This is a genomic window from Vibrio astriarenae (assembly GCF_010587385.1).
GTDB lineage: Bacteria > Pseudomonadota > Gammaproteobacteria > Enterobacterales > Vibrionaceae > Vibrio > Vibrio astriarenae.
The window spans coordinates 3,066,483-3,090,452 of sequence record NZ_CP047475.1; the positions used below are offsets into that span (position 1 = coordinate 3,066,483).

Annotated in this window: 21 protein-coding genes; 7 read left to right on the forward strand and 14 right to left on the reverse strand. The window is 46.9% G+C overall.

Translation table 11 applies throughout. From position 1 onward, the window contains the following. Positions 1-48 precede the first annotated feature (48 nt). Positions 49-2,064: a DNA helicase Rep gene (gene rep / locus GT360_RS14265; protein ID WP_164649484.1), complete on the reverse strand. Its 2,016-nt coding sequence runs from the start codon at positions 2,062-2,064 to the stop codon at positions 49-51. A gap of 281 nt (positions 2,065-2,345) precedes the next feature. Here rep and GT360_RS14270 point away from each other — a divergent pair, with 281 nt between their 5' ends. The 4 genes from GT360_RS14270 (at position 2,346) to ubiK (ending at position 7,549) form a co-directional block, all read left to right on the forward strand. Then, complete coding sequence (locus tag GT360_RS14270; RefSeq protein ID WP_239502566.1) at positions 2,346-2,924, forward strand: TetR/AcrR family transcriptional regulator; 579 nt, start codon at positions 2,346-2,348, stop codon at positions 2,922-2,924. Between the two features lie 18 nt (positions 2,925-2,942). Beyond that, on the forward strand, positions 2,943-4,049 hold the full coding sequence (locus tag GT360_RS14275) for an efflux RND transporter periplasmic adaptor subunit (RefSeq protein WP_164649486.1): 1,107 nt from the start codon (positions 2,943-2,945) through the stop codon (positions 4,047-4,049). 11 nt (positions 4,050-4,060) lie between these two features. Next, a complete protein-coding gene (locus tag GT360_RS14280) occupies positions 4,061-7,183 on the forward strand; it encodes a multidrug efflux RND transporter permease subunit (RefSeq protein ID WP_164649487.1) in 3,123 nt (1,040 codons plus the stop codon). A gap of 114 nt (positions 7,184-7,297) precedes the next feature. After that, positions 7,298-7,549 carry a ubiquinone biosynthesis accessory factor UbiK gene (gene ubiK / locus GT360_RS14285; protein ID WP_164649488.1) on the forward strand — a complete coding sequence of 84 codons (252 nt, stop codon included), beginning with the start codon at positions 7,298-7,300 and terminating at the stop codon, positions 7,547-7,549. A 178-nt stretch (positions 7,550-7,727) separates the two neighbouring features. On the opposite strand, the gene ilvC is transcribed toward ubiK, so the two are convergent. Then, positions 7,728-9,212 (reverse strand): ketol-acid reductoisomerase, encoded by a 1,485-nt coding sequence (gene ilvC / locus GT360_RS14290; RefSeq protein WP_164649489.1) that lies wholly within the window; start codon positions 9,210-9,212, stop codon positions 7,728-7,730. A 171-nt stretch (positions 9,213-9,383) separates the two neighbouring features. Here ilvC and ilvY point away from each other — a divergent pair, with 171 nt between their 5' ends. Next, entirely contained in the window at positions 9,384-10,274 is an 891-nt protein-coding gene (ilvY, locus tag GT360_RS14295; protein WP_164649490.1) for an HTH-type transcriptional activator IlvY, read from the forward strand. A gap of 59 nt (positions 10,275-10,333) precedes the next feature. On the opposite strand, the gene hemN is transcribed toward ilvY, so the two are convergent. The 5 genes from hemN to GT360_RS14320 all read right to left on the reverse strand — a co-directional run bounded on the left by hemN (position 10,334) and on the right by GT360_RS14320 (position 14,777). Continuing rightward, positions 10,334-11,737: an oxygen-independent coproporphyrinogen III oxidase gene (hemN, locus tag GT360_RS14300; protein WP_164649491.1), complete on the reverse strand. Its 1,404-nt coding sequence runs from the start codon at positions 11,735-11,737 to the stop codon at positions 10,334-10,336. A gap of 52 nt (positions 11,738-11,789) precedes the next feature. Next, positions 11,790-12,278: a DUF2489 domain-containing protein gene (locus GT360_RS14305; protein WP_164649492.1), complete on the reverse strand. Its 489-nt coding sequence runs from the start codon at positions 12,276-12,278 to the stop codon at positions 11,790-11,792. Between the two features lie 8 nt (positions 12,279-12,286). Next, complete coding sequence (yihI, locus tag GT360_RS14310) at positions 12,287-12,850, reverse strand: Der GTPase-activating protein YihI (RefSeq protein WP_164649493.1); 564 nt, start codon at positions 12,848-12,850, stop codon at positions 12,287-12,289. Further along, positions 12,847-13,488, reverse strand: a complete 642-nt coding sequence (locus GT360_RS14315; RefSeq protein WP_164649494.1) for a class I SAM-dependent methyltransferase — start codon at positions 13,486-13,488, stop codon at positions 12,847-12,849. Before GT360_RS14315 ends, yihI begins: the two co-directional genes overlap by 4 nt. Before the next feature lie 671 nt (positions 13,489-14,159). Next, a complete protein-coding gene (locus GT360_RS14320) occupies positions 14,160-14,777 on the reverse strand; it encodes a c-type cytochrome (protein WP_164649495.1) in 618 nt (205 codons plus the stop codon). A gap of 149 nt (positions 14,778-14,926) precedes the next feature. On the opposite strand from GT360_RS14320, the gene yihA reads away from it, so the two are divergent. Then, the gene (gene yihA, locus GT360_RS14325; RefSeq protein WP_164649496.1) at positions 14,927-15,595 is read left to right on the forward strand and encodes a ribosome biogenesis GTP-binding protein YihA/YsxC; all 669 of its coding nucleotides are present in this window, start codon (positions 14,927-14,929) and stop codon (positions 15,593-15,595) included. Positions 15,596-16,103: 508 nt separating this feature from the next. Here the strand turns inward: yihA and spfP are convergent. The 4 genes from spfP to hemB form a co-directional block, all read right to left on the reverse strand. Next, positions 16,104-16,151 carry a small protein SpfP gene (gene spfP / locus GT360_RS22130; protein ID WP_438356636.1) on the reverse strand — a complete coding sequence of 16 codons (48 nt, stop codon included), beginning with the start codon at positions 16,149-16,151 and terminating at the stop codon, positions 16,104-16,106. A gap of 193 nt (positions 16,152-16,344) precedes the next feature. After that, the gene (gene polA, locus GT360_RS14330; protein ID WP_164649497.1) at positions 16,345-19,140 is read right to left on the reverse strand and encodes a DNA polymerase I; all 2,796 of its coding nucleotides are present in this window, start codon (positions 19,138-19,140) and stop codon (positions 16,345-16,347) included. A 661-nt stretch (positions 19,141-19,801) separates the two neighbouring features. After that, on the reverse strand, positions 19,802-20,254 hold the full coding sequence (locus GT360_RS14335; protein WP_164649498.1) for a GNAT family N-acetyltransferase: 453 nt from the start codon (positions 20,252-20,254) through the stop codon (positions 19,802-19,804). A gap of 89 nt (positions 20,255-20,343) precedes the next feature. Continuing rightward, a complete protein-coding gene (hemB, locus tag GT360_RS14340; protein WP_476718531.1) occupies positions 20,344-21,348 on the reverse strand; it encodes a porphobilinogen synthase in 1,005 nt (334 codons plus the stop codon). A 240-nt stretch (positions 21,349-21,588) separates the two neighbouring features. Here hemB and GT360_RS14345 point away from each other — a divergent pair, with 240 nt between their 5' ends. Beyond that, positions 21,589-22,350: a TatD family hydrolase gene (locus GT360_RS14345; RefSeq protein ID WP_164649500.1), complete on the forward strand. Its 762-nt coding sequence runs from the start codon at positions 21,589-21,591 to the stop codon at positions 22,348-22,350. 83 nt (positions 22,351-22,433) lie between these two features. Here GT360_RS14345 and tatC read toward each other — a convergent pair whose 3' ends face one another. From tatC to tatA, 3 genes are all read right to left on the reverse strand, one after another. Next, positions 22,434-23,180, reverse strand: coding sequence for a twin-arginine translocase subunit TatC (gene tatC, locus GT360_RS14350; RefSeq protein WP_164649501.1), 747 nt, complete (start codon positions 23,178-23,180; stop codon positions 22,434-22,436). Between the two features lie 110 nt (positions 23,181-23,290). Continuing rightward, the gene (gene tatB / locus GT360_RS14355; RefSeq protein WP_164649502.1) at positions 23,291-23,713 is read right to left on the reverse strand and encodes a Sec-independent protein translocase protein TatB; all 423 of its coding nucleotides are present in this window, start codon (positions 23,711-23,713) and stop codon (positions 23,291-23,293) included. 3 nt (positions 23,714-23,716) lie between these two features. Beyond that, on the reverse strand, positions 23,717-23,959 hold the full coding sequence (tatA, locus tag GT360_RS14360; RefSeq protein WP_164649503.1) for a Sec-independent protein translocase subunit TatA: 243 nt from the start codon (positions 23,957-23,959) through the stop codon (positions 23,717-23,719). Between the last annotated feature and the right edge of the window lie 11 nt (positions 23,960-23,970).

Here is a 23,970-nt window from a genome sequence, read left to right on the forward strand (position 1 = left end):
TGGATCCTCTGTAGTCTGAAATCTAACTTCTTCTTTTACCTGTCCTTGCTACTTCTTGAACATCGAACGAAGATTGGCGATATGTGCTTGCCCTTTCGCCATACGCTCCTCCTGGGTCACTGGCTTTTTAACCACTTCCCACTCTACGTCATCGTGAGGCAACTCGTCTAAAAACCTGCTTTGGGTCGGTTTAATCAGTTCACCAAACTGGCGGCGCTCTTTACACATGGTAAAGGTCAGCTCTCGCTGGGCACGTGTAATGCCCACATACATCAGACGACGTTCCTCTTCGACATTGTCTTCATCAATACTGGTTTGGTGAGGCAAAATGCCCTCTTCTGTTCCCATGAGGTATACGTATGGAAACTCAAGACCTTTAGATGCATGCAGAGTCATCAACTGAACAGCATCACTGTCCTCTTCTTCTTCACCACGCTCCATCATGTCGCGCAGTGTCAGGCGCTGAACCACCTCTTTGAGTGTCTTCTCTTCTTGGTCATAGTTGTCTCCTTCAAGGTCAGAGACTATCCAAGAGTAGAGATCAGAGACGTTTTTCATTCTCATCTCTGCCGCTTTAGGGCTACTTGACGTCTCGTAGAGCCAATCTTCATAGTTGATGTCACGCACCAATGAACGCACGGCTTCAACGGTATTACCGCGCTCGGCTTGGTCAGCCACAGCAACCAACCACTTGGTAAAGCGACGTAGGTTTTCCAAACCACGTCCCGATAAGGTTTGCTCCAGTCCCATCTCGAAGCTGCATTCAAACAGACTTTTGCCACGCATATTGGCATAGCTGCCGAGTTTCTCTAGCGTCACCGGTCCTATCTCACGGCGCGGCGTGTTAACGATGCGCAAAAATGCATTGTCATCATCCGGGTTCACCAATACGCGCAAATAAGCCATGATGTCTTTGATCTCTGCTCGTGCGAAGAAAGACGTACCACCAGAAATTTTATATGGCACACGGTTTTGCATTAGAGATTTTTCAATCAAACGCGATTGGTGGTTGCCTCTATATAAGATGGCGTAATCACCGTAGTGAGTACGATTTAGAAACTTGTGAGCGATGATTTCACCCGTGATGCGCTCAGCTTCGTGCTCTTCATTTTTCGCATTCAACACTTTGAGCTTTTCACCATCTGGAATTTCCGAGAACAGTGACTTTTCGTAAACGTGTGGGTTGTTAGCAATAAGAATGTTCGCCGCGCGCAAGATTCGACTGGTCGAGCGATAGTTTTGCTCAAGTTTAATCAAACGTAAGCTTGGATAGTCCTCGCCAAGCAACACAAGGTTTTGCGGCTTTGCACCACGCCAAGAGTAGATCGACTGGTCATCATCACCAACGACGGTCAAACGCCCGCGTTCACCGACCAATAACTTCACCAACTCATACTGACTGGTATTGGTATCTTGGTATTCATCCACCAGCAGGTAACGGATGCGACTCTGCCAACGCTGGCGGACTTCTTCATTGCTGCGCAGCAGCAGTACTGGAAGCAGAATTAAGTCATCGAAATCAAGTGCGTTATAGGCCTTCATCTGCTTGTCGTACATTTCAAAACAGAAAGCAAACAACTGCTGCTGTTCACCTTGCGCACGTGCTATCGCCTGCTGTGGCGTCAGCATATCGTTCTTCCAGTTCGAAATTGTACTAAGAAGCTGTCTTAATAAATCTTTATCGCCGTCCAATTGCTTTTCTGTCAGCTCTTTGAGCAGCGCTAACTGATCTTGGTCATCAAAAAGGGAAAAGCTGGCCTTTAAACCCAAGTGTTTATACTCGCGCTTGATGAGGTTCAAACCCAAAGTATGGAATGTTGAGACCATCAAACCTTTTGATTCGGCTTTGCCCAGAGTTTGCCCTACACGCTCTTTCATCTCACGTGCCGCTTTATTTGTAAAAGTCACCGCCGCAATGTTTCTGGCTTTGTAGCCACACTGCTGAACTAAATAGGCAATCTTATTGGTGATCACACGCGTCTTGCCCGAGCCAGCACCAGCAAGCACGAGGCATGGACCAGAGACGTATTTCACTGCTTCATCTTGAGCTGGATTCAGTTTCATTAAGACTACTCTCTTTTACTAAGCAAACGGGTAAGGCGATTTTGGTGGGCAATGATATACCTAATCACTACTTTGATGCGAGCGACAGCGCATCTACTGCCGTGCTCAACAATCTACATTATAAATCGCCAATGGACTTTGAGGTTACTTTTGCTTACACCTGTTATAACCAAGTTACCAACCGACAAGCAAAATGAATCTAAAGTAAAAATAACTTTTCATTGATTTTTACCATTGGTAACGATTTATAATGAATGAACGTTCATTCACTTGGAGGATTTATGAGTAAGAAGGAATCCGATAAGCGACAACGAATCCTGGAATCGGCAGAGAAGCTCATTGCTGAAGTCGGCTTCCAAGGGCTCTCAATGAACCGACTGGCAAAAGATGCGGGCGTTGCGGCAGGTACCATCTACCGCTACTTCGAAGATAAGGATCACCTACTCGACGAAGTCAGAATTGATGTTATGCGCCGTGTGGCCACAGAAGTTCAGAAAGATCTTGATGAATCCACCGACGTCAAACAGCGATATCGACAAGCGTGGTTCAACATCTGGCATCTCGCTGAATCAAACGCATCATCATTTAGCAGCCGACTACAGTACGACTCACTACCCTGCTCTGATTTCTACCGAAAGCGAAAGCAAGAGCTACAATTATTCTCCAAGGTCAATCAGATCTTTGATGATGGTAAGGAGCAAGGAATCTTTAAGCCGTTGGCGAATGAGATTCTCGCTGGGCTGACATTTGAGGCTTGCGCCACGATCTCGCGTAAAAACGCTATGGGCCTTTACGTGTTATCACCCCAAGATATTGAAGCTGCATTTAATGCCAGTTGGGATGCCATTATTAATCACTAATTCGGAGTTCAGAACAGAATGAAAAAGTGGACTTTCTTCATGTTGCTTATTGCCATCCTACTGTTTGGTAGCGTGATTGGCTTTAACATGTTCAAACAACAAAAAATCGCTGAATACATGGCCAACAGGCCAGAGCCAGAATTCCCAGTAACGGCCGTTAAAGTCGACGCTGTCGATTGGGTTCCTGTGATCGATGCGATTGGTTTTATCGAGCCAAACCAAGGTGTTACTGTGGCAAACGAAACCAGCGGTGTCATCAAGAAGATTCTGTTCGATTCAGGTAAACAAGTCGAAGAGAACCAGAAGCTGGTGCTACTGGACTCGGAAGTCGAACAAGCAAACCTTAAGAGTTCACAAGCTCGCCTACCCGCGGCAAAAGCAAAGTATGAACGCTACCAAGGCCTATTCAAAAAAGGCTCTGTGTCGAAAGAAGCATTCGATGAGGCTGAGGCAACGTATTTCTCTCTTTTAGCTGACATCGATAGCCTTGAGGCGTCGATTGACCGCCGTGAAATCAAAGCGCCTTTCGCCGGTATCGTGGGTATTCGTAACGTCTATCTGGGTCAATACCTGCAGGCTGGTACGGATATTGTGCGTCTTGAAGATACGTCTGTGATGCGACTGCGCTTTACCGTGCCGCAAACTGACATCTCTCGTATCCACATCGACCAAAGCATCGAAATCTTCGTTGATGCGTATCCAGAGAAAACCTTCCAAGGCTCTATTTCGGCGATCGAACCAGCAGTTAACGTACAAAGTGGTCTGATCCAAGTGCAAGCGGATATCCCAAACAGTGATGGTCTGCTGCGCTCTGGTATGTTTGCTCGCGCCCACATCATCCTGCCAAAAATCGTTGATCAGGTAACACTCCCGCAAACGGCGATTACCTTTACGCTTTATGGCGATAACGTCTATATCGTGAGTGAAGAAGACGGTGAAACCCGCGTTAAGCAACAGGTAATAAAAGTGGGTGAACGCACAGCCGATATTGCACACATTCTTGAAGGTGTGAAACCGGGTGACACCGTGGTCACTTCCGGTCAGGTGCGTTTGAGTAATGGCGCCAAAGTGAAGGTGGTTGAAAGCGATGCGACAACACCACCTGCTGAAACTCCGATGCTGTAAGCGAGGCGACTATGCGTTTTACTGATGTTTTTATTAAACGTCCGGTACTCGCCGTATCGATCAGCTTCTTGATCGCACTGCTTGGTATGCAAGCAATGTTCAAGATGCAGGTTCGCGAGTACCCTGACATGACCAACACGGTAGTTACGGTGACAACCAGTTACTACGGTGCGTCCGCTGACCTTATCCAAGGTTTTATCACTCAGCCGCTCGAGCAAGCTATCGCTCAGGCTGACAACATTGACTACATGACGTCATCGTCGGTGCTGGGTACGTCAACCATTACCGTCAACATGAAGCTCAATACCGACCCGAATGCGGCATTGTCAGACATATTGGCAAAAACCAACTCGGTTCGCTCCCAGCTGCCAAGTGAGGCTGAGGATCCAACGGTAACCATGTCTACCGGGTCAACGACCGCGGTGCTGTATATCGGCTTTACCAGTGATGAGTTGTCCTCAAGTCAGATTACCGACTACCTAGAGCGCGTAATCAACCCGCAGCTGTTTACGGTGAACGGTGTGTCTAAAGTTGATTTGTATGGTGGTATGAAATACGCGCTGCGCGTATGGCTTGATCCTGCAAAAATGGCGGCGCTCGACCTAACGGCGACTGACGTGATGGGCGTGCTCAACGCCAACAACTATCAATCTGCAACTGGTCAAGCAGTCGGCGAGTTTGTGCTATATAACGGCTCGGCAGATACCCAGGTGTCTAACGTTGCTGAACTGGAAAACCTCGTGGTGGGCTCGATTAACGGTAACATCATCCGCTTGGTGGATATTGCAAAAGTGACGCTTGAGAAGAGTCATGATGTTTACCGTGCAAGTGCCAACGGACAAGAAGCCGTCGTTGCTGCCATCAACGCCGCACCGAGTGCTAACCCGATCAACATCGCCGCTGATGTCTTGGACTTATTGCCTCAACTAGAGCGCAATCTGCCAAGCAATATCAGCATGAACGTCATGTATGACTCGACCGTCGCGATCAACGAATCCATCAATGAGGTTATCAAAACCATCGTTGAGGCAGCGATTATCGTATTGGTGGTCATCACCCTGTTCCTTGGCTCATTCCGTGCGGTTCTTATCCCTATCGTGACTATTCCTCTCTCTTTGATTGGTGTAGCAATGGTGATGCAAGCGATGGGTTTCTCATGGAACTTGATGACCCTTCTGGCGATGGTATTGGCGATTGGTTTGGTGGTCGATGACGCCATCGTTGTCCTAGAGAACGTTGACCGTCATATCAAGCTTGGAGAATCACCATTTCGCGCAGCCATTATCGGTACGCGAGAAATCGCCGTGCCGGTTATCGCGATGACTTTGACCCTAGGCGCGGTATACGCACCGATTGCATTAATGGGTGGTATTACAGGCTCCCTATTTAAAGAGTTTGCATTAACGCTTGCGGGGGCGGTATTTGTCTCGGGTATCGTGGCATTGACGCTATCACCAATGATGTGTTCAAAGATGCTTAAGGCCAACGAGAAGCCGAGCAAGTTTGAGCAGAAGGTTCATAGCGTGCTTGACCGCATGACCGAGCGGTACGCCAACATGCTTAAGGCTGTCATGTTGCACCGCCCTGTCATCATTGGCTTTGCGATCATCGTGTTTGCAACACTTCCAATGCTATTCAAGTTCATCCCAAGTGAGCTTGCACCAGCTGAGGATAAAGGCGTGGTGATGTTGATGGGTACTGCACCATCCAATGCCAATCTCGACTTTATGCAAAACACCATGAATGACGTCAATGAAATCCTCTCTGATCAGCCAGAGGTTGCGTTTGCTCAGGTGTTTACTGGTGTGCCTAACTCTAACCAAGCGTTTGGTATTGCCTCTATGGTTCCTTGGAGTCAGCGTGAAGCTAGCCAGTCTGAAGTAGCAAACCGTGTCAGTGGCTTAGTGGCGAATGTACCTGGCATGGCGGTGACAGCATTCCAGATGCCTGAGCTTCCGGGTGCCGGTTCTGGTCTACCGATTCAGTTTGTTATCACCACGCCAAGTAGCTTCGAGAGTCTATTTACTATCGCCAGCGATATTCTTGCGGAAGTGACGGCAAGCCCACTGTTTGTCTACACCGACCTGGACCTGAACTACGACTCGGCAACGATGAAAATCAGTATCGATAAAGACAAAGCCGGTGCTTACGGTGTGTCTATGCAAGATATTGGTATCACACTGAGTACCATGATGGCGGATGGTTACGTTAACCGTATCGACTTGGATGGTCGCTCGTATGAGGTGATCCCACAAGTTGAGCGTAAGTGGCGTCTGAACCCTGAGTCGATGAATCAATACTATGTGCGTGCTGCCAATAGCAATGCTATCCCACTCGGTAGTCTGATTACGATTGATGTGGTGGCCGAGCCTCGCTCACTGCCTCACTTCAACCAGCTCAACTCGGCGACTATTGGTGCAGTAAATAGCCCGGGCGTGGCTATGGGTGATGCCATCAATTGGTTCGAGGACATTGCGCAGAGCAAGCTGCCAAGTGGCTATAACCACGACTATATGGGTGAGGCTCGTCAATATGTGACAGAAGGTAGTGCACTCTACGCCACCTTTGGTTTGGCACTGGCGATCATCTTCTTGGTATTGGCGATTCAGTTTGAATCGATCAAAGACCCGGTGGTGATTATGGTCTCCGTACCACTCGCTATTTGTGGTGCCTTGATTGCCCTGGCCTGGGGCGCTGCCACCATGAACATCTACTCGCAGGTAGGTTTGATCACCCTCGTGGGGCTTATCACCAAGCACGGTATCTTGATCTGTGAGGTTGCCAAAGAAGAGCAGCTACACAACAAGCTATCGAAGATGGATGCAGTAATGGAAGCGGCGAAAGTGCGTCTTCGTCCAATCTTGATGACGACGGCCGCAATGATTGCCGGTCTGATTCCACTGATGTACGCAACCGGTGCCGGTGCTGCGCAGCGCTTTAGTATTGGTATTGTTATCGTTGCTGGCCTCGCAATTGGTACGCTCTTTACCTTGTTCGTTCTGCCAGTGATTTACAGCTACCTCGCGGAACAACACAAACCGCTACCGGTATTCGTTGAGGACAAAGACCTGGACAAACTGGCGCGTGTTGATGAGTGCAAAGCCGCCCATCGAGAGTTAGCAGAGAAGAGCTAAACAAGCGCTAATCGACAAAAGGCCACGAAAGTGGTCTTTTTTTCGCCCTGATATGGCGACAACTTCGTAGTGATTACATAGAATGTGAACAAATTGATAGGAGTTTGATTCATCATGTTTGATCCAAAGAAACTAGAGCAAGTTGCAAAGCAAATTCATGACTCTATGCCACAACCAGTGAAAGACCTAGGTGCAGACGTAGACCAAAAAGTTCGCCAAGTTATCCAAGGCCAACTCAATAAGCTAGATGTTGTTAGCCGCGAAGAGTTTGATGTGCAAACACAAGTTCTATTACGCACACGTCAAAAGCTGACAGAAATGGAGCAAAAGTTGGCAGATTTAGAAGCTAAGATCGCTGATAAGTAAAGGCTCAAGGCTCAAGGCTCAAGGCTCAAGGCTCAAGGCTCAAGGCTCAAGGCTCAAGGCTCAAGGCTCAAGGCTCAAGGCTCAAGGCTCAAGGCTCAAGGCTCAAGGCCAGAATTGAAAAAGCTTGCCAGGTTGGCAAGCTTTTTTGTTAGGTGTGTTTCTATTGTGTGCTAATTAATTAGCCACCAACAGCGATGTGCTTCATGTCTGTCATGTAACCACGTAGCTCTTCACCGATGTACTCAACTGGGTGGTTGCGGATAGCATCGTTAACTTCGATTAGGCGCTGGTTATCGACTTGGTTAGAAGACTCACCTAGACCTTTACCAATGACATCTGTGTTCACCGATGGCATGAACTTTTCACGTAGTAGTGGTGTTGCTACGTTCGCAAATAGGTAGTTACCGTACTCTGCTGTATCGGAGATAACCACATTCATCTCGTACAGGCGCTTACGTGCAACTGTGTTTGCGATTAGCGGTAGTTCGTGTAGTGACTCGTAATAAGCCGACTCGTCGATGATACCAGAAGCTGTCATTGCTTCAAATGCTAGCTCAACACCAGCACGAACCATAGCAACCATCAAGATACCGTTGTCGAAGTACTCTTGTTCAGCGATTTCAAGATCACTCGATGGGTAGTTTTCAAACGCTGTTTCTGCCGTCTCTGCGCGCCAGCCTAGTAGATTTTTGTCATCATTTGCCCAGTCAGCCATCATCGTACTTGAAAACTCACCTTCGATGATGTCATCCATGTGCTTGTTGTAAAGCGGACGCATCAGTTCTTTCAACTCTTCTGAAAGCTCAAATGCACGGATTTTCGCTGGGTTAGATAGGCGGTCCATCATGTGGGTGATACCACCAAACTTCAGTGCTTCTGTAATTGTTTCCCAACCAAATTGAAGTAGTTTACCTGCGTAGCTTGGGTCGATACCGTCAGCAATCATCTTCTCGTAGCACACGATTGAGCCAGCTTGAAGCATGCCACAAAGGATTGTCTGCTCACCCATAAGGTCAGATTTTACCTCAGCGACGAATGAAGACTCTAGACAACCTGCACGGTGACCACCGGTTGCCGCTGCCCATGCCTTAGCGATATCCCAACCTTCGCCTTTCGGATCGTTCTCTGGGTGAACGGCAATCAGAGTTGGAACACCAAAGCCGCGCTTATACTCTTCACGAACCTCAGTACCAGGACACTTAGGAGCCACCATCACAACGGTGATGTCAGGGCGAATTTGCATACCCTCTTCAACAATGTTGAAACCGTGTGAGTAACCCAATGCCGCACCTTCTTTCATTAGTGGCATTACCGTTTCTACAACGTTAGTGTGCTGCTTATCCGGAGTTAGGTTTACCACTAGGTCAGCTTCAGGGATGAGCGTCTCGTATGCGCCCACATTGAAGCCGTTCTCTTTTGCGTTTTTGTATGATTGACGCTGCTCATCAATCGCTGCTTGGCGAAGTGCGTATGACACGTCCAGACCAGAATCACGCATGTTTAGACCTTGGTTAAGGCCTTGTGCGCCACAGCCCACGATGACTATTTTCTTACCTTTTAGGAAATCTGCTTCTGTTGCAAATTCTTCACGATCCATAAAACGACAGCGACCTAGTTGGTCCAATTGTTGGCGTAGGTTTAGGGTATTGAAATAGTTAGCCATGAGGGCTTCTCCTTACAGTGAATTCATCCATCAAACTTGGTTGAGGTCAGCATCTTTGCTGAATGATTCCATACTAAATCAGGCATTTGATTGCTTAAAGTGATATATTCACAACTTGTCGTTGCAAATAATGCAACAACCTACTTTTTGCAAGGAATGCAACACACAACCATGAATATCAAGTCTCTCCAATTGTTCATACATTTGTGTGACAGCCAAAGTTTTAGTCGCACAGCGACCGCGATGCACATCAGTCCTTCGGCATTAAGTCGCCAGATTCAAAAGCTCGAACAGGAAGCGGGTCAACGACTGTTCGTGCGAGACAACCGTAGCGTTGAGTTAACGCCAGCCGGAAAACGACTCTTTCCTGTCGCCATGAAGATTGTCTCTGAGTGGCATCAGTTCCACACCTCAAATAGCAGTGAAGAGCAAATCTTAAAGGGCGAGATACGTCTATTTTGTTCCGTCACCGCCAGCTATAGCCATTTGCCAGATTTGCTCTCAGAGTTCCGTCTGCAACACCCTTTCATTGAGTTTAAGCTGTCGACAGGCGATCCCGCTCAAGCGATAGATAAAGTCTTGAATGACGAGGCCGATATTGCCATCTCAGCTCAGCCCGACACCCTACCCGCTCGCTTAGAGTTTGAGACGATTAGTGAGATACCACTTTCCGTAATTGCGCCTTCAGGGGTCAGCCAGTTTAGCGAAGCACTGCAAGGCAATGAGATAGATTGGAATCAAGTCCCCTTTATTGTCTCGGAGGCTGGAACAGCTCGGGAGCGAGCCAATAGTTGGTTTAAAGCAATGAAGATAAAGCCTAATATCTATGCTCAAGTGTCTGGGCATGAGGCGATTGTCAGTATGGTCGCGCTAGGCTGTGGGGTTGGCATAGCCCCCGATGTCGTGATCAACAACAGCCCAGTGAAAGATAAAATCACTCGACTAAAAACCACCTCAATCGCGCCCTTTAAGCTTGGCGTGGTTTGCAAAGGCTCACAAAAGGATAATCCGCTGGTCAAAGCGTTATGGCAGGTGGCAGAAAATACCTACATTGCGCCTTAGTTAACCCTGCAAAGCAAAAGAGCAATCCGTTGGCTTGCTCTTTTGCATTCAATGATAAGTTAAATCACGCGAGAGAACTGCTGCTGACGCGCCTTGTCACGAAGGTATTTATCAAAGCACATACAGATGTTTCTGATCAGCAGGCGACCACGCAATGTGACTTCAATCTGCGTTGGAGACACCTCAACCAATTCATCATTGATGAAGGTCTGTAGCAGTTCAAGGTCTTGCTTGAAGTACTGCTCAAACTGAAGGTCAAAGCGACGTTCAATGGCGGTCTTATCCAACTTAAAGTTACAGATAAGCTCCTTAATCACTTCACGACGAATCAGGTCATCATTGTCGAGTGCCACGCCACGCCATATCGCATGACGCTGCTCCTCCACTTGAGCGTAGTAGTGCTTCAGCTCTTTTTGGTTCTGTGCATAAGCATCACCTGCCATCGAAATCGCCGATACACCAAAGCCGATGAGGTCGCACTCTCCCTGAGTCGTATAACCCTGGAAATTACGATGCAGCTCACCTTCGCGCTGGGCAACAGCTAGTTCATCATCTGGCAGCGCAAAGTGGTCCATACCGATGAACTGGTAGCCAGCCCCCGTCAAAGTCGCGATAGTATCTTGCAAGATAGCCATCTTCTCTTTGGCTTGTGGTAGGTCTTCATCTTTTATTTTGCGCTGTGCAGCAAACAGCTGAGGCATGTGAGCATAGTTAAAGACAGACAAACGGCCTGGCTGCATTGCTAATACCTGCTCGAGCGTGGCAGCAAACGACTCTTTAGTCTGTTTTGGCAAGCCATAAATGAGATCGAGGTTGGTGGAGCGGAAGCCAAGCTTTTTCGCCCGCTCAACCATCGCAATAATGAACGCTTCATCTTGCTCACGATTGACCAGTTTCTGTACTTCTTTGTTGAAATCTTGCACGCCAATACTCAGACGGTTAAAGCCCTCACTGCGCAGGTGATCAAGCATGGTCAGCTCAATCTCGCGCGGGTCAACTTCAATGCTGATTTCTGCCGTCTCATCAAAGGCAAATTCACCACGCAGGATGGCCATAACACGGCTGATTTGCTCTTCTGACAAGAAGGTTGGCGTGCCTCCGCCAAAATGCAGCTGAGTCACACGACGCCCTTGCAGTAGCGAAGCACGAGTGCGGATCTCAAGCTCTAGCATATCCAAGTACTCATCCGCTTTGTGCGAGTGACGAGTGATCACTTTATTACAGCCACAGTAGTAACAAAGCTTGTGACAGAATGGGATGTGGATGTACAGAGATAGCGGGCGTTCTGGGTACTGAGTACAAGCCATATCGTAATCTGACACCGTAAACATCTCATGAAACTCCAACGCAGTTGGGTATGAGGTATAACGAGGCCCTGAATAGTTGTATTTATCCAGTACCGCTTGATCCCAAACAATCTGTTGCTGGTTATCGTCCAGTTGAGACTTTACTTCATGAGACATGGTCATAATTCCAATTTATCACTATCAGAGAAAATGCTATGGGCACCTGATGCTACACCATCTGAATATTAATTTGATTGTTCAAGGGCTGAATCTGCTGCTTAAGCTGCTTCAGCTCCTCAACAATCGCATCATTCAAACGTGACTCTGCCTTTTGGCGAGCCAAGTTCTGTTTCATTCGCTCACGTTTTTCCAATGCTTGACGCTCCTCACCTCGAGCCATGTCTTTAACCACATGATATAGCTCCGAAATGGCTGGATAAGTCGCATCAAAATCCACTCTGTCTTCTCCCTGAACATAATCCATGATGCTGTACACACGGATACTGATCTCAGAGAGGTCACACTGCCCTTCGATGCCAGCGGCGCAAAGGGTGTTAACGCTATCGAAAATATTGCTATTGCGCTTCTCGATAGCCAACTTCATGTGGTGCTGTTGCAACTCCGTTTGCTTTTTAAGTTGCAGCAGAAGGTAACCAGCATAGCTGGCCAGGCCGACAACAATCAGCCCTCCAATGATCGCTAGTAAGGTTACATTCATAGCCGTTATTATCCTTTAAAATCGTTCAGATCTAAGTCTTCAAATTGAGAAAGAAGATCATCATCGCTTGCTGGACGCTTCGCAGCCTTCACAGGCTGTTCAACAATCATCTCTTCTTCCACGTCGATCTCGTCTTCTAGATCTTCGTCGTAGATGCCCAGTTGCTTCATCAGCACTTCCATGCGATCAAGTTTCTGGTCAACGTATTTCTGCAGACCTGCACCTAGCTTCTCACCGTTTTCAAGGCGATCCAACAGCACAATCAACTGTGCATCGTTCTCGATCGCAGCCAACTCTTGCTCAGCAGAGACACGACGCTCTGCTTTGGTCTTCTTCTTCGGCGCTTCAACAATCAGAGGGATCTTCTTCTTGCTGCCCAAGCGAGGGTCGCGCTGTTGACCTGTGGTTTGCGCCTTCTCAGCTTTCGCATCTGAGTTGCGGTTACCTGTTTTTAAACCTTTGCGCTTCTTTAGTCTTTTACGCTCACGGCCTTCTACATCTGACTGTGTACGATTACGAACAACGATAACGTCTAAGTTACCGCCTGATCTTGCTTTCTTTGTACGACTCATTGCTGGGTCTTCCTCAGTAAAATTACGTCTTTACCAATAAATTCAAGTTCGAGCCTATCCCGCTCCGCCAAGAACTGAAACGTTGCACGACTGAAAAAGACCACATGAGTTGGGTCATTTTTGTAGTGCCACGCAGCAAACGCCTCTGCGTCGATAACCATCTTGGTCATAAGACCAATCCAGCCTCCCGGCTTAACCAGATTCAACCATTGTTGCCACACTTTACCCGGCTCATAGAGATGCTCGATCACCTCCGTTGCCGTCATAAAGTCATAGGCCTGACTCAATACTTCTCGCTGCGGATGATAGTAAATATCGTACAGCGCCATTGAGTGTCCCGCTTCTTGCATCATTAAGTGTAGTGTTGGACCAGGTCCACAGCCAAAATCGAGGCCAGATGAAGCGGGTTGAATACGTTCGAGTATGGGGTCGACGACTCGTGAAAGAAACCCTCGGTAACCCATATCTTGCGGATTATTATCATGAAGATCGTAGTGAGACTTTTCTGCCTCCGCATCCAATCGCTGCTCTTGCGGCACAAACACTAACTGACAACGTTGGCACTGCTGATAGCTCCTACGTTTGTCTTGAAAAAAGTGCTGTGTGTCATTGTGATAACACAAGGGACATGAATGCATAACGAGATCCTCAAATAAGGATGCGAAACATACCAGAAATAGAAAAAAAGCGATAGGTCACCCTATCGCTTTCTGACTGCCTTAACGGCTAAAATGTGTTGCACTCAATGAGGTGCACCAATATTCCATTTGTTTTTTTCGCTTTCCCTGCAAAAAGTTTTATTTGTTCATCATCCTGATGAGTTTTTCCGATCCGTCTTTACTTCCTGTTGCTGAGCTAATCTTTAGCCTGCTCCATTCCACTGTCTTTTCCTTAGACGAAAGTTAACCATCCATATCGCAATAAGCGTCCTGCCGATTGTTCTATCCATGCTGGTTCTTTCAAGCTTCCAAGCCTGCTTCCTTGGAGACCTTCTTGGTCTATCGTCCTTAATCAGCATCCTGCTGATGGGAGTACTTTATCCCAGCCGCTATTTGGAACAAGCTCAAAATCGGGATTTTTCAACCTAATTTCACTATTTTTTCTCATTTACTTTAATATTAGCAACTTAAAAAAAACAATCCGCAAATTGCCATTTACAGTATGGCAGATCTCGCACACGCTCTATGGCAATTTAGTGTGCTACTGATTTTCACTGAAAAATCGAAACTTGTTTGACATCACAGAAAACAAATAAGGCACCCTTCGGTGCCTTATCATACAAATTCTATTCATCAGACCGATGTCGATCTTAGTGCAACCCGCCAACATACTGCGACAGGATAGCAATATCGTCATCAGTCAGTTTCTGAGCAATATCACGCATCATGGCATTCATATCATTGCCACGCTCACCTGATCGGAACCTCTCAAGCTGCGCTTTAATATAGTCTGGTTGCTGACCTGAAATTTTAGGAAAGCCAGACAACTCAGTACCATTACCTCGCGGACCATGACAGGCGATACACGCAGTCAAACCGCGCTCCGCATCACCGGCGGCGTAAAGCACTTTTCCTTGGTCAACGACATCTTCGGGTGTTGTTGCATGCGCAATTGGCACCGATGCGTAGTAAGCAGCAAGGTCAGCCATATCTTCATCAGACAGAGGCATCGCCATCCCACTCATCACTGGGTCATAACGGCCTTGCTTTCCGGCACTGGTCATCCCCAGTTTGAAATCTTGTAACTGCTTTTCAATGTACTTTGCGTGTTGACCTGCTATGGTTGGATAGATAGCAAGCTGACTGTTGCCATCGGCTCCATGACAAGCTGCACACGTGAGAGATTTTGCCTTACCAGCTTCAATATTGCCTGTTGCCCAAGCCGAACAACTGACGATAAGGCTTAAGATTAGCGCTAATTTCTTCATGACATTCCATTATAATTATCAAGCTTCCAGTACCACTGTGGGGTGTCACTCATGGTACACTATTGCGACCTTGTGCCGAGCACAGTTATTTTACACAATTTCACAAAAAAGTAATCAATCGACTACACAAAGTCGAGATGGAGTTAACAGTGAGCGTAAAAATTCATTATCAAAACACCCACTTTATTACCAGTGCGCCAGATATTCGTCATCTTCCAGAAGATGAGGGCATCGAAATTGCGTTCGCTGGACGTTCCAATGCGGGTAAGTCTAGCTCACTGAACCGTTTGACTAACCAGCGTAGCCTAGCCAAAACCAGTAAAACACCGGGCCGTACTCAGCTGATCAACCTATTTAAGGTGACGGACGGCTGCCACATCGTTGACCTACCAGGGTATGGCTTTGCGCAAGTACCACTTGAGATGAAGAAAAAGTGGCAAAAGTCTCTCGGTGAATACCTACAGAAACGCCAATGCTTGAAAGGCTTGGTGGTTTTGATGGATATCCGTCACCCAATGAAAGACCTTGACCAGCAGCTTATCTACTGGGCAGTGGATAGTGGTATTCCTGTTCAAGTTCTGCTGACTAAAGCGGACAAACTCAAGCAAGGCGCTCGCAAAGCACAAGTATTGAAAATCCGCGAAGAAGCAAAAGCGTTCGGTGGTGATGTACGTGTCGACGCATTCTCGTCATTAAAGGGACTTGGCGTTGATGTTCTGCGCAACAAGCTCGATGAGTGGTTCGCACCGGCTATCGAAGCGCTAGCACAAACTGAAGAAGAGCAACAAAGCGACGACGAAGGTCAAGCTGACGCTTAAGCTCAGGCCTTATCGGTTCTGAAATATCGCCTCACTCATCAATGAGTGGGGCTTTTTTATATCTGTGGTTTCTCGATCAAATGGTAGAAAAATAAAAACCCCACTGCGGTGAGTGGGGTAACGGGAGAGAAATTAAGGTAATAATTATTATGCGTATAGCATTCCCGATTTTTGGTTACGTTTCAATCACTTTTAACAGGTGCGCAACACAAGACTAAATTACAATAAAATTTATTAAAAACAACTAGATATGCAAAAATATGAGATTTTAGAGCAGTTGATTGAAAGCTTAAAATAACAAAAGTGTGATTGTCATTTTGCTACATAACTCGTTGGAAATTTTCTGTCGTTTGAAGATGGGAAATGTTCGTCTCTGTCCATGAAGAGTATAAAAACAGAGCGCTAGCAAAAGAAAATGACAGACCTTAAGTCATTGATTTTAATATGCGATATTTTTCTTTCGCCCAATAAAAAACGCCCCAGCTAAAAACTAGCTGGGGCGGCTGAATCAGCCTAATCCAATAACGTGAAACAAAAGGTCTGAAAGATAGAACATCTTACCTCTGTACCCTACGCAGATAAATGTACAACAATCAGTCAGAAAATGAAACTGATTTTGTAGTTTTTTTTCATTAAAGTTTTATTAACTTACAGTAAACACCTGTCGTACCTAGGTTAATTAACGATAAAAAAAAGCCAACTCTTGTGGGCTGGCTCATGTAATTTAGTCGATTTTGTGCATTTTTTGTCTAGTGCGCCTGATCCCAGTTATCACCATGACCCGCTTCAGCAACAAGTGGAACGGCTAATTCAGCAGCAGACTCCATTAATTCTTGTACTTTACTTTCAATTTCGGACAATGATGACTCTTCCACTTCCAATACCAGTTCATCGTGTACTTGCATCAGTAGTTTCACACGCCCCTCACCGTGAGCTTCAATCCATTCATCCACCAACAACATCGCCTTTTTGATGATATCTGCAGCAGTACCCTGCATCGGCGCGTTAATGGCCGCACGTTCCGCCGCCTTTCGACGCATGCCATTACGTGACTTGATTTCAGGCAGATGTAAGCGACGACCAAAGATAGTCTCTACATAGCCCTGCTCTGAAGCCGCACTGCGAGTGTCCTCCATGTACTGCATAACACCAGGGTAACGCTCGAAGTATTTGTCCATGTACGACTGCGCTTCACCACGCGGAATACCCAGCTGTTTTGCCAAACCAAAGGCACTCATGCCGTAGATGAGACCGAAGTTCACCGCTTTTGCTCGGCGACGCTGCTCACTGGTGACATCTGCGATATCAACCCCAATGATCTCAGCGGCTGTCGCTGCGTGGATATCTTTACCGTCACGGAAAGCCGATAGTAGCGCTTCATCACCAGACAGGTGCGCCATGATACGCAACTCAATTTGCGAGTAATCGACAGCGAGAATCTTGTAGCCATGCGGCGCAACAAATGCCTGACGAATACGACGCCCCTCTTCGTTACGGATAGGGATGTTCTGCAGGTTTGGATCCGTCGATGACAAACGACCTGTCGCGGTGACCGCTTGATGATAAGAGGTATGCACACGACCTGTTTCAGCGTTGATCATCTTAGGCAGTTTATCCGTGTAAGTTGACTTCAACTTCGCTAAGCCACGATATTCGAGAATCAATTTTGGTAGCGGGTAATCCAGCGCAAGCTCTTGAAGCACTTCCTCATTGGTTGATGGTGCGCCTGATGGTGTTTTCTTTACCACTGGCAGCCCCATTTTTTCAAACAAGATCGCTTGTAGCTGCTTTGGCGAGTTCATGTTGAACTCTTGCTCCGCTATCTCATACGCCTGCTGCTCAAGCTCATCGAGACGAGCGGCAATCTCTTGTGATTGCGCACCAAGAAGCATGTCATCAATAAATACGCCTGTGCGCTCCATTCGTGAGAGAACCGGCACCAACGGCACCTCGATCTCTTGATAGATTCGATTAAGTTTCTCATCTTGCTCAAGGCTTTGGCTCAAGCGGTTGTGCAAGCGCAAGGTTACATCGGCATCTTCTGCTGCATATGGCGACGCTTGCTCAAGTTCAATTTGGTTAAAGGTCAGCTGCTTTTTGCCCTTACCCGCTATCTGCTCAAATGAGATGCAGCTATGCTGCAAGAAGCGCAGTGCCAAGCTATCCATATCATGCTTGCCACCAACACTATTGAATACGTAAGAAGCCAACATGGTATCGTGCTTAATGCCCTTCATCTCAATCTCGTAGCGCGCTAGCACGCTAGCGTCGTACTTGAGGTTTTGGCCAACCTTAGCTTGGTTCTCATCTTCCAGAATAGGCTTGAGCTGCGCCAGTACCCAATCACGATCAAGCTGCTCTGGTGCATCAAGGTAGTCATGCGCGACAGGAACGTAAGCGGCCACCCCTTCCTCTGTTGCGAAAGAGAGACCAACCAAGTTAGCAACCATGTAGTCCAAGCTGTCTGTTTCAGTGTCAAAAGCAAAGACCTCACTGGCTTTGAGCTTGTCTAACCACTGAGCAAATGTCGCTTGATCAAGCACGGTTTCGTACTGACTGCGATCAATCGTCACCGCTGATGTATCCATCTGTGACTGAGATGTCGAAGAAGAATTGCTTGAGTTTGATGCAGCTGAGCCATCGGCTTCCACAACACCTGTACCACCCTCTAGAAGCTCATTTAGCCAAGACTTGAAGACCAACTGACCAAACAGTTGAATCAATTCATCTTTGTTTGGGTCTTGTTTAACCAGAGATTCTGGCGTTTCTTCAAGCTCCACGTCCAGCTTAATCGTCGCTAACTCATAAGACAGCATGGCGTTGTCTTTGTTGTCCACCAGCTTCTTGGCCATCGTTTTCGAACCGCGGAAGCCAAGCGGTGCAATATCATCAAGCTGCTCATACAGTTTCGTCAGGCCACCAATACCTTGCAGCAGTGCCGTCGCCGTCTTATCACCAACACCAGGAACACCAGGAATGTTATCGACTTTATCACCCATCAACGCAAGATAATCGATGATCAGCTCAGGTGGGATACCAAACTTCTCGATAACGCCCTCACGATCCAACACGACATTGGTCATGGTATTGATCAAAGTGACGTTCTCATCCACCAACTGGGCCATATCTTTATCACCCGTACTGATCAACACCGGCATCCCTGCTTGAGAAGCTTGATATGCCAGCGTACCAATCACATCATCGGCTTCAACACCCGGAATCGATATTAACGGCAGACCCATTGCACGAATGACATTGTGTAACGGCTCAATTTGGCAGCGCAAATCATCCGGCATTGGTGGTCTATTCGCTTTATATTCTGGATACATATCATCACGGAACGTCTTCCCTTTCGCATCAAACACCACCGCGATTCGCTCAGAAGAGAATTGACGCATCATACTGCGCAGCATATTCACAACGCCATAGACGGCATTGGTAGGAATGTCGCCATTACTCATCGTGCCTGGGTAAGCATGAAAAGCGCGGTATAAGTAAGAAGAACCGTCGATAAGAATCAACGGATTATCAGGAATACGAGCCATAATTTGAGGTATCCAAAGATGAGCTGAAAATAGTGTGCTTAGAATGCCACGACAAAGGCTAGGTTTCTATGCGATACAGAGGAAAACGCTGGACTATTTTCTTGACAGCCGCAACCAAGGCCTGTGGATAAGTCTGTTCATATAATTTTCGCCATGGAGAGCAGTTATTCACACTCTAGCAAAAAAAAATAGTTAAACCCCTGTTTTAAAGAAGATTAACTCAAGATCCACACCTAGCATTTCGATCGCTGAATGATCCTTGATTGTGGAAAAATGTATTTGCATTAGTGATAACGCACCTGAATCTTCGATCCAATTGCGCAACACATACGACTAAAACATAGTCGGTCATTGGATAAGATCAAATAGGAACAAGCCAAAAAGAAAAAAGCGGCTTCATTATGAGAGCCGCTTAGCAAATGAGGTTGTAATGATTTCATAAGAAATACAGCCACTACACCGAAAGCTACAAATTACACTGGAAGCAATGTGAGCAATGTCGTGTCTGAGTGAACAAAGTCATTGGCGCAGCTGAAGCTACCATGAAGCACCTTTCCACCCGATACTTCGCCTTTGCCTTTATTCCCTTTGACGAAATAAACAATAATAGTTCTCATTTTCAAATGCAAGCGTTAATTGAGAATTAATCTCATCTTTCTGCCTATTTGAGATCCACAAGGCTTTTAATGAAGTGGATACGCGATTCGCGTAATGGATCCACTGACTCAAAGTCCTCAATTTGATAACCATTGCGGATCAACAAGCGCAGCATACTTGGAAACTGATTGCGTGATTTCACTTTAAGACCTCGATAACCTCTATCGGCAACCCACGCTTCTTGCCTATCTAATAGCTTTTGAGCGACCCCTTTGTTCCTCGCCGCAGGAGAGACACCACCGAACCAGCTATAGTAAGTTTGCTGATCGATTTGGTAGCCAATCTTAAAGCCAAGTAACTGCTCTCCTTCCAGAGCCACGAGCACGAGCACGCCTTGCTTATCATCGAGCCTCAGAGCAAGGCTATCGGTTGTTTCTTTGCGTGCAAACTCTGTAATTTGCTCAACCACCTGCACCACTTCCTCGAGCGTACCCGGTCGAATTTCAATCGCTGACATTTTGCTTTCTCCCAAATAAAAAGGGCTGATGCTCTGATAAGGAGCATCAGCCCACAAAAAGCATAAGACCAAGCTTAGCAACTGTATCGTTAATCTGATTTAAGCGCTTTTGCCGCTTGTGCGTTATCTTCTGCCAACCACTCTGCTACTTGCTTAGCAAAGTAAGTCAAAATACCATCCGCGCCTGCACGTTTGAAACATAATAGCGACTCAAGCACCGTGTCCCGCTCGCTTAGCCAACCATTTTCAATCGCGGCTTTATGCATCGCGTACTCGCCAGAGACTTGGTAAGCAAAAGTCGGCACCTGAAGCTCACTCTTCACACGGCGAACAATGTCCAGATAAGGCATGCCTGGTTTGACCATCACCATATCCGCACCCTCATTGATGTCCATCGCCACTTCTTGAATCGCTTCATCGCTATTAGCAGGGTCCATCTGGTAGTTTTTCTTGTTACCACCTTTGAGGTTAGACGCTGAGCCAACCGCATCGCGGAACGGGCCGTAATAGCATGATGCGTACTTCGCAGAGTAAGCCATAATTTGAGTATTAATATGACCTGCTTCTTCTAACGCAGCGCGAATCTCACCGATACGTCCATCCATCATATCTGATGGTGCGACCACATCAGCACCGGCTTCAGCATGAGATAGCGCCTGCTTAATCAGCACAGCTGTCGTCTCATCATTGAGTACATAACCGTCTTCATCGATGATGCCATCTTGCCCATGCGTGGTGAATGGGTCTAGCGCAACATCAGTGATCACACCCATTTCTGGCACATGCTCTTTAAGCTCACGCACAGCACGTTGAACTAAGCCCTCTGGGTTGAATGATTCAGCCGCACATAGGGTTTTGGCATCTTGGTTCACCACAGGGAACAAGGCAATTGCCGGTACACCAAGCTCGGCAAGGTATTTTGCTTCTTCCAACATCAAGTCGATCGACAAGCGTTCAATACCCGGCATCGATTCAATTGATTCTCGGCGATCTTTACCCATAAGAATGAACATTGGATAGATCAAGTCGCTCGCAGAGAGTTGATTTTCTGCCATCAAGCGACGACTAAAGTCATGTTTGCGCATACGGCGCATACGGCGAAGAGGGAATTGACCTAATACTGCTGCTGACACAAAGTTCTCCTTGACTGGTAATATCCTCAAACTCATAAAAACTAACCTACTCAGCGGTGAGCAATTATAAGAAAACGTGTTTGAATAATATCACTATGCGTTAATCGCGCTAGCAAATACAGCACAAAATCACTGCTTGCTTTGAAAAAGCGCAAGGGTAAGCTATCACCTATCTATCGAAGACAAAATGAATAGCTAACCATGATTGATACCCACGCCCATATCTATGCTTCTGAGTTCGACCAAGACCGCGATGAGGTTGTCGAGCGCGCCCTTGCTCAGGGTATTAACCAAATCCTACTCCCAAATATCGACCTCGATTCGATAGTGCCTATGCTGGCAACGGAAGCTCGTTACCCAGACGTCTGCCGCTCTATGATGGGACTACACCCTTGTTATGTCGATGGCGATGTTGAGCAAACACTTGCGACGGTCAAGGTCTGGTTCGATAAACACCCATTTATTGCTGTGGGAGAGATTGGTATCGATCTCTATTGGGATAAGACCTATCGTCAAGAGCAAGAGTGGGCGTTCACGACTCAACTTAATTGGGCTAAAGCGCTTAACCTACCCGTCGTCATCCACACGCGTGATTCGATAGAAGAGACCTTGACCCTGCTTGAACAGGAGCAAGATGGTCAGCTACGAGGGGTATTCCACTGCTTCGGTGGCAGTGTTGATGAAGCGAAAGCGATCAACGAGCTTGGCTTTCATCTTGGCTTAGGCGGCGTTTCTACCTTTAAAAATGGGGGTATGGATAAGGTTATTCCACATCTTGATCTTAGCAAAGTTATCCTAGAAACAGACTGTCCTTACCTTGCACCAGTACCACATCGCGGTAAGCGCAATGAACCGGCCTATACTCAATTAGTCGCTCAGCGTGTCGCTGATCTTCGTGAAATGAGCATAGAAGAGGTTGATGTTCTCACCACCGACAATGCGCGAAAGCTCTTCAAGCTTTAACTTCCCAAAAAACAAACAGACCAAGCACAAGGCTTGGTCTGTTTATAGGTGTCGAGTTTATAAGTATCGAGCGTTTATCTCAGCTACTCTTCTTCCGCTTCTGGGGCTTCTTTACGAGTATAAAAACGAGCAAAGAACAAACCGACCTCAAACAACAAACACATTGGGATTGCCAATAGGGTTTGCGAAATCATATCCGGTGGCGTGAGCATCATGCCAACGACGAACGCACCAACAATGATATATGGGCGCTTTTCTGCCAGTGTTTTCGGGTCTGTTGCTCCTGTCCAACATAGCAAGATAATGGCAACAGGCACCTCAAACGCAATACCAAAGGCCATGAACAGTGCCAATACGAAATCGAGATAGCTCGAGATGTCGGTAGCAAACTCAACTCCACCCAATGAAATCGCGGTAAAGAAGCCAAATACCAGTGGGAATACCACAAAGTAAGCAAAGGCAACACCACAATAAAACAGCAGCGAGCTTGAGAACATCAGCGGCATGATCAGCTTACGCTCATGTTTGTAGAGGCCTGGAGCAACAAATGCCCACACCTGATACAAAATAAAGGGTACCGCGATAAATACCGCACTAATCAACGTTAGCTTTAACGGTGTAAAGAAGGGAGAGGCAACATCGGTTGCAATCATGGTTGCCCCTTCAGGCAAGCGCTCTACTAAAGGCGCTGAAACAAACTCATATATTTCGTTTGAAAAGTAAATCAAGCCAATGAAGATCACCAATACCGCTGCGATAGCGCGCAATAGGCGGTCGCGCAGCTCTAGTAAGTGCGCGATCAGTGGCTGGGTTTGTTCAACAGAAGACATAATTATCCTCTTGGATATCCTCTTGGGATGACGATGAGACATGGCAGTAAGCCATGCCGTTATCCAATAATCATAAAGGCAAAAAGAGCTGCACAATGCAGCTCTATCTATTAATCAGCTTTCGAGTCTGGCTGCTTAACATCTAATGTTTCGCTAGCCGCGGACACGTCTACTGATCGCTTAGGCTGCGTATCGACCGTGTCTGTCTGATTCGGCTCGGCAGACGCATTCTCTTTGGTTGCAGCATATGGTCGCTGCACGTCTTGCGCTGCTTGCTTTAGCTCATCGATGGAAGACTTCAACTCTGGAGAGAGGTCCTGCATTCCCATTTGCTCCGCTTTTTTCAGGTTCTCTTGCAGTTCTTGAACCTTGAGCTCATGAGACAGTTCGTCTTTTACATTATTCGCCATTGCTTTCGCGCCGGAGATAAAGCGAGACACACTGCGAATCGCGTGAGGTAGGCGCTCTGGCCCCAGAACCACCAGCCCCACAACAGAGATTAATACCAGTTCCCAAAAACCGATATCAAACACGGATTACGCCTGCTCTTTGTCTTTCTTTGTTTCTTCAACAGAAGCGTCGGTCTTCTGCTGTTCGATGTTTTTCTGTTCGAAGTCAGCGTCTTTTTTCTTTGCTGCCTCATCATCGTTCATCGCATTCTTGAAGCCCTTTACTGCGCTACCAAGATCACCACCGATGTTACGTAGTTTCTTTGTACCAAACAGTAGAACAACGATTACGGCAATAATAAGAAGTTGCCAAACACTAATACCACCCATTCTCTATTCCT

Bases quoted from the DNA above. Each gene is read 5' to 3' on its own strand.
- yihI (WP_164649493.1), bottom strand. From the start codon at position 12,850: ATGAGTCGTACAAAGAAAGCAAGATCAGGCGGTAACTTAGACGTTATC.
- ubiK (WP_164649488.1), top strand. From the start codon at position 7,298: ATGTTTGATCCAAAGAAACTAGAGCAAGTTGCAAAGCAAATTCATGAC.
- GT360_RS14275 (WP_164649486.1), top strand. From the start codon at position 2,943: ATGAAAAAGTGGACTTTCTTCATGTTGCTTATTGCCATCCTACTGTTT.
- GT360_RS14305 (WP_164649492.1), bottom strand. From the start codon at position 12,278: ATGAATGTAACCTTACTAGCGATCATTGGAGGGCTGATTGTTGTCGGC.
- ilvY (WP_164649490.1), top strand. From the start codon at position 9,384: ATGAATATCAAGTCTCTCCAATTGTTCATACATTTGTGTGACAGCCAA.
- hemN (WP_164649491.1), bottom strand. From the start codon at position 11,737: ATGTCTCATGAAGTAAAGTCTCAACTGGACGATAACCAGCAACAGATT.
- GT360_RS14270 (WP_239502566.1), top strand. From the start codon at position 2,346: ATGAGTAAGAAGGAATCCGATAAGCGACAACGAATCCTGGAATCGGCA.
- GT360_RS14320 (WP_164649495.1), bottom strand. From the start codon at position 14,777: ATGAAGAAATTAGCGCTAATCTTAAGCCTTATCGTCAGTTGTTCGGCT.
- GT360_RS14345 (WP_164649500.1), top strand. From the start codon at position 21,589: ATGATTGATACCCACGCCCATATCTATGCTTCTGAGTTCGACCAAGAC.
- hemB (WP_476718531.1), bottom strand. From the start codon at position 21,348: ATGCGCCGTATGCGCAAACATGACTTTAGTCGTCGCTTGATGGCAGAA.
- GT360_RS14335 (WP_164649498.1), bottom strand. From the start codon at position 20,254: ATGTCAGCGATTGAAATTCGACCGGGTACGCTCGAGGAAGTGGTGCAG.
- polA (WP_164649497.1), bottom strand. From the start codon at position 19,140: ATGGCTCGTATTCCTGATAATCCGTTGATTCTTATCGACGGTTCTTCT.
- GT360_RS14280 (WP_164649487.1), top strand. From the start codon at position 4,061: ATGCGTTTTACTGATGTTTTTATTAAACGTCCGGTACTCGCCGTATCG.
- GT360_RS14315 (WP_164649494.1), bottom strand. From the start codon at position 13,488: ATGCATTCATGTCCCTTGTGTTATCACAATGACACACAGCACTTTTTT.
- tatC (WP_164649501.1), bottom strand. From the start codon at position 23,180: ATGTCTTCTGTTGAACAAACCCAGCCACTGATCGCGCACTTACTAGAG.
- rep (WP_164649484.1), bottom strand. From the start codon at position 2,064: ATGAAACTGAATCCAGCTCAAGATGAAGCAGTGAAATACGTCTCTGGT.
- ilvC (WP_164649489.1), bottom strand. From the start codon at position 9,212: ATGGCTAACTATTTCAATACCCTAAACCTACGCCAACAATTGGACCAA.
- tatA (WP_164649503.1), bottom strand. From the start codon at position 23,959: ATGGGTGGTATTAGTGTTTGGCAACTTCTTATTATTGCCGTAATCGTT.